The 13625-nt window shown below is 40.8% G+C and carries 11 protein-coding genes; 8 read left to right on the top strand and 3 right to left on the bottom strand.

What is annotated here, in order from left to right:
- Positions 1-8 precede the first annotated feature (8 nt).
- The 4 genes from larE to AC1TO9_RS06930 are packed head-to-tail and all read left to right on the top strand — an operon-like array spanning position 9 to position 4400.
- Entirely contained in the window at positions 9-845 is an 837-nt protein-coding gene (larE, locus tag AC1TO9_RS06945) for an ATP-dependent sacrificial sulfur transferase LarE (protein WP_482058706.1), read from the top strand.
- Complete coding sequence (larB, locus tag AC1TO9_RS06940; RefSeq protein WP_482058705.1) at positions 832-1512, top strand: nickel pincer cofactor biosynthesis protein LarB; 681 nt, start codon at positions 832-834, stop codon at positions 1510-1512. Before larE ends, larB begins: the two co-directional genes overlap by 14 nt.
- Positions 1509-2888, top strand: coding sequence for a nickel pincer cofactor biosynthesis protein LarC (gene larC / locus AC1TO9_RS06935; protein ID WP_482058704.1), 1380 nt, complete (start codon positions 1509-1511; stop codon positions 2886-2888). Before larB ends, larC begins: the two co-directional genes overlap by 4 nt.
- 27 nt (positions 2889-2915) lie before the next feature.
- Entirely contained in the window at positions 2916-4400 is a 1485-nt protein-coding gene (locus AC1TO9_RS06930) for a tagaturonate epimerase family protein (RefSeq protein WP_482054113.1), read from the top strand.
- 87 nt (positions 4401-4487) lie between these two features.
- On the opposite strand, the gene AC1TO9_RS06925 is transcribed toward AC1TO9_RS06930, so the two are convergent.
- Positions 4488-5390, bottom strand: a complete 903-nt coding sequence (locus AC1TO9_RS06925; RefSeq protein WP_482054112.1) for a SurA N-terminal domain-containing protein — start codon at positions 5388-5390, stop codon at positions 4488-4490.
- A gap of 280 nt (positions 5391-5670) precedes the next feature.
- On the opposite strand from AC1TO9_RS06925, the gene AC1TO9_RS06920 reads away from it, so the two are divergent.
- Positions 5671-6708 (top strand): AI-2E family transporter, encoded by a 1038-nt coding sequence (locus AC1TO9_RS06920; protein WP_482054492.1) that lies wholly within the window; start codon positions 5671-5673, stop codon positions 6706-6708.
- 73 nt (positions 6709-6781) lie between these two features.
- Here the strand turns inward: AC1TO9_RS06920 and AC1TO9_RS06915 are convergent, their stop codons facing one another.
- Positions 6782-7264: a hypothetical protein gene (locus AC1TO9_RS06915; protein WP_482054111.1), complete on the bottom strand. Its 483-nt coding sequence runs from the start codon at positions 7262-7264 to the stop codon at positions 6782-6784.
- 171 nt (positions 7265-7435) lie between these two features.
- Between AC1TO9_RS06915 and AC1TO9_RS06910 the strand changes: the two genes are divergently transcribed.
- Genes AC1TO9_RS06910 through helD form a run of 3 tightly spaced genes read left to right on the top strand, consistent with a single transcriptional unit; the run spans position 7436 to position 12686 of the window.
- Positions 7436-8473, top strand: coding sequence for an FUSC family protein (locus AC1TO9_RS06910; RefSeq protein WP_482054491.1), 1038 nt, complete (start codon positions 7436-7438; stop codon positions 8471-8473).
- On the top strand, positions 8473-10311 hold the full coding sequence (locus AC1TO9_RS06905) for an adenine deaminase (RefSeq protein ID WP_482058703.1): 1839 nt from the start codon (positions 8473-8475) through the stop codon (positions 10309-10311). Before AC1TO9_RS06910 ends, AC1TO9_RS06905 begins: the two co-directional genes overlap by 1 nt.
- Positions 10312-10337: 26 nt before the next feature.
- Positions 10338-12686: an RNA polymerase recycling motor HelD gene (gene helD, locus AC1TO9_RS06900; RefSeq protein WP_482058702.1), complete on the top strand. Its 2349-nt coding sequence runs from the start codon at positions 10338-10340 to the stop codon at positions 12684-12686.
- Here helD and AC1TO9_RS06895 read toward each other — a convergent pair.
- A complete protein-coding gene (locus tag AC1TO9_RS06895; RefSeq protein ID WP_482054108.1) occupies positions 12678-13580 on the bottom strand; it encodes an AraC family transcriptional regulator in 903 nt (300 codons plus the stop codon). The genes helD and AC1TO9_RS06895 overlap by 9 nt on opposite strands.
- Positions 13581-13625: the final 45 nt, after the last annotated feature.

Here is a 13625-nt window from a genome sequence, read left to right as displayed (position 1 = left end):
GTGAGGAAATGTCTGAACTACAGCATAAATATGACCAACTAAAAAAGACATTAGCTGAAATGAAGCGAGTAGTAGTGGCATTCTCTGGTGGTGTGGATAGCACACTTTTACTAAAAGTGGCACTGGATACACTTGGGACGGACAATGTATTGGCTGTCACAACAGATTCGGAGACATACCCTTCTCGTGAGTTGAAAGACGCGAAGCGAATTGCTATAGAGTTAGGTGCACCGCATAAAGTAGTATATACGTCTGAGCTAGCAATACCGGGATATGTGGAGAACACACAGAATCGTTGTTATTTCTGCAAAAAAAATCTGTTCGAAGAGTTACTACCCGATATTAATGACAGTGTAGAAGGATTTGATCACTTAGTATTTGGCCTCATAGCAGATGATATGAGTGAACATAGACCAGGCGTGAAGGCAGCTCGAGAGTATGGAGTTCGCGGACCGCTACAAGAGGTGGGCTTATTCAAACCTGAGATTAGAGAGCTTGGGAAGCAGCTCGGAATATCGAACTGGGATAAACCATCCTTCGCATGTTTGTCTTCACGGATTGCTTATGGGGAGACGATTACACTTAAGAACATAAGCAAAGTAGATCAAGCAGAAGATTATCTTCTATCTATAGGATTCCGTCAGGTTCGAGTTCGAACGCATAATAATATTGCCAGAATTGAAGTTGAACCCAATGAAATGACTCATCTGATCGAGATGGGAACTGAAATTACGAACCAATTGCGTAAGATAGGCTATGAATTTATAACGATGGATCTTTCGGGTTATAAAAGCGGCAGCATGAATCGCGTATTGGAACAAGGAGGCAGCTATGAGCTCGTTTGAGGAATTGGGGTTCTGTAAGCTAGATACGGACCGTGAACAAAGAACGGGATTTCCCGAAGTTGTGTTTGGCGCTGGAAAGACTAAGGAACAAATTACAATCATAGTTTCACGTCTCATTGAGAAACATGGTCGTGTTATGGTTACTCGCTTATCGCCAAGTATAGGCGCTGAATTGATGGAGTTATTCCCTGAGGGAGTCTATCAAGCTATTCCACAAATCTTCACCTATGGAACAGCGAAGCGTCTTTTCTTAGGGAAAGTTTCCGTACTAAGTGGGGGAACCTCGGATATGCCTGTTGCAGAAGAAGCGGCCATCACTGCCGAGTGGATGGGTTGTAAAGTAGAGCGAATCTATGATGTTGGTGTTGCAGGGATTGATCGATTGCTTGCGCATCGCGAGAACATTCAAAGTGCTAATGTTGTTATAGTAGTTGCCGGTATGGAAGGGGCATTGGCTAGTGTTGTAGGTGGTCTTGTGCGAAGACCGGTTATCGCAGTACCTACTTCCGTAGGATATGGTTGCCATTTCGAAGGTCTTACGCCCCTATTATCAATGATGACATCCTGTGCAGCAGGGATTTCAGTAGTTAATATTGATAACGGTTTCGGCGCGGGATATAACGCAGCCATTATTCAACAATTGGTAGCGGAGGCGAGCGATAAATGAGTAGAGTATTATACTTCGATTGTTTCGCAGGGATTGCTGGAGATATGGCCCTTTCAGCCTTGATTGATCTAGGAGCAGATATCGAATATATCCGAGATCACCTGAAACTCCTTCCCTTTGATCCATTCGAAATGCATGTTGAAACTGTTGTGAAGCAAGGGATGTCGGCTAAGAAGCTAGTTCTCCGATTTGAAAAAGAGGCTGATGGCCACAGTCACGATCATAGCCATGATCACGGCCACAGTCATGATCACGGCCACAGTCATGATCACGGCCACAGTCATGATCATAGCCATGATCACGGCCACAGTCATGATCATAGTCATGATCACGGCCACAGTCATGATCATAGCCATGATCACAGTCACAGTCACGATCATAGCCATGATCACGGCCACAGTCACGATCATGTCCATCGTAAGGCTTCGGGAATTATTAAGGATATTGAGGAATCCTCATTACCGGAACGCGTGAAGCATAGAAGTATTCGAATCTTTCAAGCGATTGCTGTTGCGGAAGGTAAAATTCATGGCATGAGCCCGGAAGATGTTCATTTCCATGAAGTAGGTGCGATGGATTCTATCATTGATATCATCGGCGTGTGTCTGGCACTTGAGAATCTCGATATTGATATTATCGAATCATCGCCTGTTCCGACTGGAAGAGGAAGGATGCGAATGGCACATGGGCTATACCCTATTCCGGCTCCTGCTACATTGGAGATCCTGCAGGGTATTCCATTGGATGACTTTGCTGTAGAGAGTGAATTGACAACTCCCACTGGAGCAGGAATTCTAAAGGCTCTAGCGACACGCTTTGGACTACTTCCTGCAGCGCCAATCGAAAGAATGGGTTACGGCGCTGGAACGAAAGACTTTGCCCATCCCAACGTACTGCGTGTATGTCTAATAGAGCACAATGAGTATAGCCAGAGAGAGACGATTCAAGTTCTTGAAGCTCAATTAGATGACAGTACAGGTGAGATGATGGCTTTCGCGATGGAGCGTTTGTTGGCAGCAGGAGCACTGGATGTATTTTACACATCCGTTTACATGAAGAAGAACAGACCTGGTGTATTAGTGACTGTATTATCTTTACCAGATCATGTGGATCAATGTGAAGAGACGCTATTAAGAGAGACGACAACCTTTGGAGTTCGTAAAAGCGAATGGTCTCGCAAAATACTAGATCGCAAATGGATCTCAGTGGTTACGAAATATGGAACGATTAAAGTGAAGCAGGCTTGGCAAGATCAGAAGATTATCCACCAAGGGCCCGAGTACGAAGATGCCGCTAAGGCAGCTAGGGAGCATCATATTCCCATCAAGTGGGTGTACGACGAGGTCGCAGCACAATTAATACATGGGGAATATTAAAATACTATTATATGGAGGATTATTATTATGAAACAAATTGCCCAGGCTTTAAAAGAAGGTCGTATTGAAACCGCTTCACCACAACATGTGAAAATTTATGAACGTTCTCTACATACCCATAATAAAGTTCATCTACTGATGCTCAAAGTGGAGAGTAAGAAAGTGATCATGGCGGTTGGCGAAGGTGCATTATTTAATGAACTGGCTGGTGAAGTTCAAGATGGATATAAACTAAGCCCTTTATCCCATGAGAATCGTATCATTCTTGCTAAATATTTCCCACATTTATCACCAAAGGCTTTCGGAAGACAATCAACAACATTTGGTTTAGGAGATCGATTGGGACTTGCAGGACCAGGACATTTAGCGACACTTAGAGGACGTCCAGTCTCACCCGTTCTTGCACAACAAAGTATCCGTGAACTTGCTTTGACTGGCAGAACTTATCTTGATGTGCTTGATGCAGCTAGTTACGCAGCATTCCAAGAGGGATTCAGAGATGGATACGGAGCCGACGGGGATCATTTGAAAGAAGAAGCAGACATTCAGATGTCTCTTGATCTAGGATTTACCATGCTGACTCTAGATTGTTCAGAGAAGATTCCGAGTGATATTCAGGATCTGAACGACGCTGAATTGAATGAACGGTATGGTCAACTTTCAGAAAAGATACGTAAGGGTTATGAGGAAAGATACCTAGATCAATCATTCCAAGTGGGTGAGGAGAAAGTATTCTTCGATCAAAAAGAACTTATGAAATGTGTTCTTATTTATAATGAAGCTATTCCATTCATGATCTACATTTATGAAAAATATATTAAATCGGTGGATCGCGAGATTGACTTTGAAATTTCCATAGACGAAACGGTGACACCAACATCTCCGGAAGCCCATTATTTCGTAGCAGCTGAGCTAGAGCGTAACGATGTTCATATCTTCAGTATGGCTCCAAGATTTTGTGGGGAATTCCAAAAAGGAATAGATTACATCGGAGATCTTGAACAGTTTGAGAAAGAATTACGTATTCATGCAGCAATTGCAGATCATTTCGGATTTAAACTCAGCATTCACTCTGGAAGTGATAAGCTAAGTGTGTTCCCAGTAATTGCTAAGTATACAAAGGGACGCTTCCATGTAAAAACAGCTGGAACAAATTGGCTTGAAGCGGTAAGAACAGTTGCGAAAGAGAGTCCTTCTCTATATCGCAGAATGCATGCATACGCATTGGCGCATTTTGAAGAAGCAAAAGCATACTACCATGTGACTACAGATATTTCTAAAATTAAGCCACTGGATCAAGTATCTGATGAGCAATTACCAGAGTATATGGAGGAAGACAATGCACGTCAACTACTCCATATTACGTATGGTATTCTACTTAAGGCACAAGATGGAGCGGGTCAGAATTTATTTAGTGACGAGTTCTTCGACACGCTTGAGAAGAAAGAAGAGGCTTATGAGCAGTCGCTTAAGTCGCATATTGGTAAACATTTGGATTTACTTAACGTCTAGTCCCCCTAATAACCAATAAGAACTAACAAATAGACCACATGAGCTGATTTTCTCATGTGGTCTATTTGTTGAAAAATTAGTTAAATGCTATTCTACGGTTTCAGTAGATGTCTCTTCAGTAGTAGTCTCAGGTGTTTTCACATCTTTAACTAGTGTATTCTTGATGTCTGCATTTGTTTTAAGTCCAGCGATCCATTCCGAAGACAAAGTTGAAAGTTGTTGACTAGTCAACATTTCTTTAATATCAGCAGATGACTCTTCAAGCGTTGCTGTGCCAAAAGACTCTGCATTGCTTTCGAAGAATGTCTTGATATCCTCATCCGTTACTTTTACTTGAGGTTCTACTAATTTACGTATTTTTACTTGAATCTTCATTTCTTCTTTCAGGTTGTCCAAAGTCATGCCCATTTGAGTAAGAGCTGCTGTGAACTCCTCATCCGATCCAAAGTTCTTCTTAATAGTATCCATTTCTTTGGTTATGTCTTCTTCCGTAACAGTAATCTTCGCTTTGGTCACTTCTTGTTCAATTAGTTCTTCTGTAATAAGGTTCTCGAGTGTCTGAGTACCACCAAGAGTGATCAATTCGTTATACAGCGTGTCTTTAGTAATATCAACACCATTCACAGTAGCTACGGATTCAGTTCCTCCATTGCCACCAAAAGGTGGTTTAACAAGTACAATCACAAGAACAATAGCAAGAAGAAGGGTAAGACCCATCCATATCTTAGGGCTACTGTTAGATGGTGGCGTAACTGCGGATTCTTGATTAGATGGATTCTGATTGCCTTGAATTTGATGAAGGACAGCCGTCTCTTCTGAGTTTAATGATTCTGTAGTGGAAAGGATGGGTTCGTTTACGATCAGTTCATCTTCAACGAGATGATCTTCTACCACTACATTCTCAATACTCTCATTGTTTTCTGAGTTTGTTTCCTCAGGCTTTCCTTCAAAAGATTCGTTTTCTGGATTCCCTAATTCTTTGTCAGTCATTACTTTGTAATCCCCCTTAATATTAAATACACATTTACTAGACTTTAGTTTAACAGAAGTTGGAGTTTCATTCCTTAAGAGTTAATGAAATTATTTTATTTTCTTTTAAGGGAATTTTAATTTTTGCTAATTACTTCGTGAACAACTCAGCAAATATGACCGCTTTTGAGAAATATGATGAATCATTGGATGTACACTTTTCAACAGTATGAATCTAATGATACAATAGAGTTCAGTACGAACAAAAATACCTTGAACATAGGGAGCCTAGCCTTACGTGATGACATCATTTAAAGAAACTCTTCAAATACCAGCTGTCAAAAGAATAATCGTTCTGGCAACACTTATCTTGTCGCTTTATTTATTTAGAAGTATGATGAATCTATTATTAATCACGTTTATTATTACCTATTTGGTTAATCGGTTGCATTCATTTCTTAGCAGAAAGGTTACTAGTCGATTCAAGATTAATGGAATCGTGTTGGTTATAATTATCTATGTTATTGCTCTGGGTATTTTAACGATTGGTACATACAAATATGCCCCTAAGCTGATATCGCAGCTTAATGATCTCTTACAGCAAGTGATTTCTTTTTATAGTAGACCCTTTGAGCCTACAGATAACAAAATAATTAACTATTTAATGGAATCTATTCGTAAGATTGATGTGGTAAGTTACGTGGATCAAGGCGTAAGTATCATTATGAAGACGTTATCTGATATAGGTAAGTGGAGTTTCAATATTGGAATCGCGCTTATTATGAGTTTGTTCTTCATGCTTGAGAAGGAGAAGGTTACTCACTTCACCGCGAATTTTAAGGAAAGTAAATTTGCTTATTTCTATGATGAATTAACTTACTATGGTAAGAAGTTTATTTTCTCATTCGGCAAAGTAATTGAAGTTCAGTTTTTAATTTCTATCATTAATTGTATTGTTTCAACGTTTTTCCTTTGGATGATGGGATTTCCTAATTTATTCGCGCTTGCAATCATGATCTTTCTTTTAGGTCTAGTTCCTGTTGTTGGTGTATTTGTCTCATTAGTCCCATTGTGTGCTATTGCATTTAAATTGGGTGGAATAATTAATGTTGTGTATGTGCTAGCAATGATAGCAGCGTTACATGCTTTTGAGGCTTATTTTATGAATCCGAAGTTTATGTCCTCCAAAACCCATTTGCCAATCTTTTATACGTTTGCTGTCCTTATCGTATTCGAACATTTCTTAGGAGTATGGGGGTTGATTCTTGGAGTACCAATATTCATGTTTATTTTGGATCTACTGGAAGTTCCCGTGTTGGAACCAGATAAGAAGAAATGATGAATTGAATGATATGGAGTGAACAAAATCCTAACCGCAAAGTTAGGATTTTAAAGTTGAGATGTGATCTTTGTTAAAGATGTGAGAAGGTGCCGTGTTGTATTTCATGGTGATTTCCATATTTATGATTCAGAGCGATCTTTAGTTTTTCGGGTAATTTTCGCTTGATCATTTCACCTTGTTCTTTACTTATTTTTCCGGATTTGATAGCAGAGTCGATCTTTTTGAGTTGTATCTCACTTAATTTCTTGGTGAACAATTCTTCATTCCATCCTTTACGATCTTTAGCGATTTGAATCAGGGTATTTCCTTTCTGCCATTCTTTCAATAACTCCTGGCTTTCCATATTCAGCAAATGAGCGACATCTCTTGTGATGCCTCTGTGATGATGTGGATGTTTGTGTTGTCTATGTTGCCTATTTTGATGGGGTGTCTGCGTTGTCGGATCTTCTGAATGGGCATAGACGGTGAACTCGTCTGTCTGTGCTCCAATGAATAGAAGGCCGGTCATCATAGTTGTTATAGCTAACTTAGTTAGTAAATTCTCATGACTCATACTCTATTTCACCTCTGCTTTACTTGTTCTTTCCAGAATTAGTATGAACCATTTACAGAATTTCATGCATAATAACATAGAGTGGCTGTTCAATAGGTGATATTTTGAACGACCATTGTGCTAAGGTAGGGGTAATATATTAATAAGCAATTGTAAGGGGGACAGATGACTGTGACTTTTGGTGCACGTATGCTTAAAACAGGGATCGCGGTTACCCTCGCTTTATATCTTAGTTCATGGCTTCAACTCTCACCTCCTGTGATAGCGGCTGTTGCGGCTATATTTGCTATGCAGCCTTCGATATATCGTTCGTGGCGGTATTTTCTTGATCAAATACAGACGAATACTTTAGGGGCAGCCATTGCGATGTTTGCTGGTTATTACTTCTCAAATGAACCTATTGCTGTTGGAATTGTATGTATCGTTGTTATTATGATCTGTCTCAAATTCAAAATGGGTGATACGATTGGTCTGACTCTTGTAACTGTCATATCTGTCATGGAAGCTTCGGGTCAATGGGAATTTGCATTGAATCGATTCTCACTAAGTATTATTGGGATCATCTCAGCATTTTTAATTAATATTCTGGTTATGCCACCGAAACCAAGACAGCAACTAACGGGACAGATTCAGGGAATATTTGATCATATGTCGCTATTGCTACGGACATCTATTACGGACGAAATGAAGGAACATATATTTAGGGATGAGAAGAATACCTTGGAGAAGGATATTAATTTTCTTTCTGACAAGTATTCATTATTTGAGGAAGAATATAAGAAGCTTAAGAGGGGTTCACTCAGTGAAAGTAGACATTTAGTTGTGTATAAGCAAATGTTGAATACGCTACGAAAGGGTCAGGAAGTGCTAGATGCGATAGGAGAGCATTATTTCCAATCGGAACGTCTTGCGGATACAGATCAGGAATTTACTGATGAAATTGAAATGCTCACGAAATTTCACGAGCATATTTTGCTGAAACTTGATCATAAGCTAAAGCCGAATACAACAGATGCGCTATTGACGGAAGAAACTAGCGATGAGTTTATTAAAAGAAACATTAAGCATTACATGGAACTAGAGGGTGGTCGTTCATTTCGATTAACGATTGTAGCGGCATCGATGTACGACTATGGTCATCAATTGAATCGGCTTAATCGTCTAGTGGATAATTATCTTAAGAATGAAGAGGATAAGGAGCATATATAATGACACAAATATATAAATGGAGTAGATCAACATTAGCAGATTGTATGCCTGAACTTGTTGCGACAGCGCGTGGGGATCTAAAGGCAACACTTGCAGTGATCAATATTAAATTAGTGAACGTCATCTCAGGTGAAATCCTACCCGGAATGTCGATTGCTGTAAAGGGATCAAGAATTGCCTACGTAGGCAAAGATATTAGTCATACTATAGGTGAGAATACAGTTGTAGTCGATGGGCAGGGTAAATATGCTGCTCCCGGCCTTCTAGATGGTCACTGTCATATTGAGAGCACGCAGCTTACAGTAACCGAATTCGCCAAAGCGGTACTACCTCTTGGAACAACAGGCGGGTTCTTCGATGCACATGAAATATCAAATGTCATGGGTCTAAAGGGACTGCGTTTCATGCTAGATGAAGCTAGAACGACACCATTGGCAGCATATATGCAGGCTCCATCTTGTGTTCCCTCGACACATCCAGGTTTTGAAACAACAGGGGCCTTTATTGGTCCTGAGGAAGTTGCGGAAGCATTAAGCTGGGGTCCAGATATGATTGGATTAGGGGAAGTCATGAACTTTCCAGGTGTTGTGTATGGTGATGATAAGATGATTCGTGAAATTCAGGAAACGTTACGTGCAGGTAAATATGCTGATGGTCACTTTACTTGGAAATCAGATGACTGGCGATTGCCGGTATATGCTGCGAGTGGTATAAGTGGGGATCATGAATGTGTGACGAAGGAAGACGTTATCGAACGCATCCGACTTGGGATGTACGCCAAGATGCGGCAAGGATCTGCATGGCATGATGTGGCTGAGACGATTAAGGCCCATACAGAGGACGGAATCGATACAAGACGAATGATGCTGGTCACAGACGATCGAAGTTCTGAATCGTTACTTCGGGAAGGGCATATTAATTTTGTAGTTAAACATGCAATTGCACAAGGAGTAAAGCCCGTTACTGCCTTCCAAATGGCAACGATTAATACGGCTGAACGGTTTGGGGTATCAAGAGATATTGGCTCCATAACGCCGGGGTCATGTGCAGATATCATATTACTTGATGGCAATTTAGTTGATGTAGATGTGGTGATGACGATTGCTGCAGGTCAAGTTGTGGCTGAGAATGGTGAAATGAAGATGACATGGGAAGGATATCGTATCCCTGAGGAAGCATTCGAGACGGTTCATATTGGTAGACAGTTGACGGAAGTGGATTTCAACATCGTAGCTCCAATAGCTAAGGGGATAGTGTCCGCTACAGCAATCGAAGTGATTGAGAATCATGTTGATACGCATGAAAGGAAAGTACAAGTTAAAGTAGAAAACAATCACGTAGTTCTAGAGGATTCGGTTGATCTGTGTAAAATGGCGGTATTTGAGCGTCATGGTTTAAATGGAGGACAATCCATCGGAATTGTGAAGGGTATTGGACTGAAAGTACCAGCAGCCATCGCTATGACAGTATCACATGATAGTCACAATTTGACTGTGATAGGGAACGATGACGTTCTTATGGCGAAGGCAGGGAACCTCGTTGCTAATATGCAAGGAGGTGTGGTCATGGTGACGGAAAGTGAGACAACCATATTCCCATTACCAGTTGGTGGGTTGATGTCCCCAGAACCATTCGAGACGGTAGCGCTTCAATCTGAAGCGATAAGTCAGGCTTTATTACGAGCAGGTTGTAGTCTTAATAACGTGTTCATGACGTTATCATTACTATCACTTGTAGTCATTCCGGAAATTCGCCTGTCGGATAAAGGATTAGTGCGAATATCGGCCGAAGGGATTGAAATTATTCCTTTATTTGATTCTGTTGGTGAGAATGAATAGAAAGATAGTAAGGGGATGAAACATTCATGAGTACGATTGATCAAGAATGGCGTGATGAACAGCAACGAGTTGATGAAGTAACGACGAAAGTGACTAGAAGAATAGATAAGCTTCAACAAGAAGTGGGAACGGTACGCGGTGATGTTGTAGATTTACGTAAGGAGTTCTGGGATGAAGTACGAGTCAACTTTAGTAGCTCAGATGACTTAGGTGAAACATCTACCAGTCTACGACAACAGTCTCAAGTGTTATCAGAGCGGGAACGAAGACATCTTCATTCCTCTGAATCATTGAAGAAAATGAAATTGCTTGTAAGGTCCCCATACTTCGGACGGATAGACTTTGAAGAAGATGGTTCAAATCTGAATGAAACGATTTACCTAGGTATCGCTTCCTTCCTAGATGACGATGATAAGACATTCCTTGTGTATGATTGGCGTGCGCCTGTATCAAGCTTGTATTATGATGGTGCACCCGGCCCGGCTAACTATGAAACTCCCAGTGGTGAGATTAGGGGTGAAATGAAACTTAAGCGTCAATTCGTTATACGAAATGCTCAAATTGATGTTCTATTCGATACAGGTGTGACGATTGGAGATGAGTTGCTTCAACAAGTGCTTAGCCACAGCGCTGATAATCAAATGAAAAGTATCGTTGCAACCATACAGAAGGAACAGAATGCCGTTATTCGTAATGAAAAGAGTCGTATGTTGGTTGTTCAAGGTTCGGCAGGTAGTGGTAAGACATCAGCTGCTCTACAGCGTGTCGCTTATTTACTATACAAACACCGTGCAACTTTGAGCGCTGATCAGGTTCTTCTGTTCTCGCCTAACCCTTTGTTCAATAGTTATGTTTCATCGGTTCTCCCTGAGCTAGGGGAAGAGAATATGCAGCAGACGACCTTTCAGGCATATTTAGATTACCGATTAGCTAAAGACTTTGAACTTGAAGATGTCTTCTCACAAATGGAATCTTTATTGAAGACAGAAGAGGGGCACTCTCTTGATGTGAAGCGGGCAGCTATTAATTACAAATCATCACCTGCATTCTTGGAAGTTATTATCAAGTATAAAGAATATTTAGAAACCCAGGGTATGATGTTCCGACCAATTCGATTCCAAGGAAGATTGATCATATCATCAGAAAAGATGAGAGAAAAGTTCTATGGCTTCGACCTTGGAGTGAAATTAGCAAATCGTATTGAGCTCATGGTGGAATGGATGTTGAAGGAACTTACACTCTTTGCTCGGAAGGAAAGAGAGGCTGCTTGGGTAGATAATCAGATTGATCTGCTAAGTCCTGATGAGTATCAGAAAGCTTACACGCAAGTCCGGCGTAAACAGCATGCGAAGAAGGACAGTTTCGACGGTTATGATCAAGAGCGGAATCTATTAGCCAGAATGATTGTGAATGAGTGGCTGAAGCCAGTTCGCAAGTGGATTCGACGGAAGCGATTCGTGGATGCGAAAGGAATCTATAGGGAACTATTTCGGAGTGAAGAGCTTCTTAAATCCATTAATGGAACGGAAGAACTACCTGATTATTGGAATGAAATTAGTGAGAGTACTTTAAGTGAGCTGAAGAGTGGCAAGCTATCTTATGAAGATGCTACACCGTATTTATATTTACAGGAATTGGCTCAAGGTTTCCAAACGAATAATCTCATACGTTATGTATTCATAGATGAGGTGCAGGACTACTCACCTTTCCAGTTGCATTATTTAAAAAGATTATTTCCTCGTGCTTCAATGACGGCACTTGGTGATTTGAATCAGGGGATTTATGCCCATGCATCCGTTCTTGGTAGTATGGAATCGTTGCAACAACTGTATGGGCCAGAGAATACTGAAATGATCAATCTGATTAGAAGCTATCGTTCAACTTATGAGATTGTGGATTTCACCCGCAGTATGATGCCTGGTGGGGAGAAGATCATTGCCTTTAACCGGCAAGGGGATAAGCCAATGGTCGTTGTTGAAAGTGATCTTGACGAGCTGCATCGGAAGATCATTGCAGATATTGAATCGCTGAATGCCCAAGGATTTGAACATACAGCGATTATCTGTAAGACGCTTGAGGAGAGCGAGCTAGTATATGAAGCTTTGAAGGATCATTTAACGTTGAAAAAAGTAACCAAAACAACGCCTTCCTATGTGCTAGGAACGCTGGTCATTCCTTCCTACTTGGCTAAAGGGGTAGAGTTCGATGCGGTGATCATCTATAACGCATCGAACGATGTGTATGTGCGTGAGAGCGAACGGAAGCTATTCTATACTGTTTGTACGCGTGCGATGCATCTCCTCCATGTATACAGCTTAGGGGAACCAAGTCGTTTCATTACAGATGTGGATTCAGACAAATATCATTTAGTTTAACCCTTCAAAGAATTGCTTCCGGTACTTAGACGGAGTGCAATTCTTTTGTTTCTTAAACACAGTGATGAAGTAGCTCAGATTGTCGAAGCCAACATCCATAGCAATATCGACTATTTTTTTATCCGTGTTCTCAAGTAGCTTAGAGGCTTTCTGGATGCGATAATTATTCATGTAATCTATCGGCGTTTTCTGTACCATTTGCTTGAAGAATCGGCAGAAATGGCCCTCGCTCATATTGATCTCTGAAGCAAGGTCGTTTAGCTTAAGCGGCTCTGGATAATGCTCATGAATATAATTCAACACATTTTTGATTCGCTCCACCTTCTCATGACTTCCGGTAGAACGGATTTCATTTCTTGTCGTCGTATGCATATGATTGAACATCTTAGCAAAAATAAGATAAAGATGAGCTTTGGTCGTTAACTCACATGTTACTGAATTTTCTTCATTCTCTGTAAGGATGTTATCTAGGTAATCTAGAACATCGATTTCCCATTGCTCCGTTCTCTTGATATGCGGCGGTGGGAGTATTTGTTTCTTGAGTATTGGCGTGATAAACTTTTCTTGCACAATATCGAAGGCTTGACTAAGAAGCAGGTCAGGACTAAACACGACTGCTGAGAAAATACAAGGAATATCATCTTCATTCTCCACATACCCAGCATGGAGCTCACCACTATTTACAAAGATAGCTTCGCCTGCGTGGACTTCATAATAGGACGTATTAATTTGGAAAATAGCGCTGCCTTGCCTGACAACGATGAATTCCATTTCGTCTTGCCAATGGCAATCTAAGATGCTTTGACCGTTTAGTTGCTCAACATTAGGATAGATGCTAACAGGATACATGGGGTTACCATGCGCTCGATTTTCTTTTAATAATTCTCGATTCATTATATGACATGCCACCTTTAGGTTATTTATGGGTTGAGTTGATAG

It is taken from the genome of Paenibacillus sp. Y916 (genome assembly GCF_056786435.1).
This window is presented reverse-complemented; position numbering and strand designations above follow the sequence as displayed.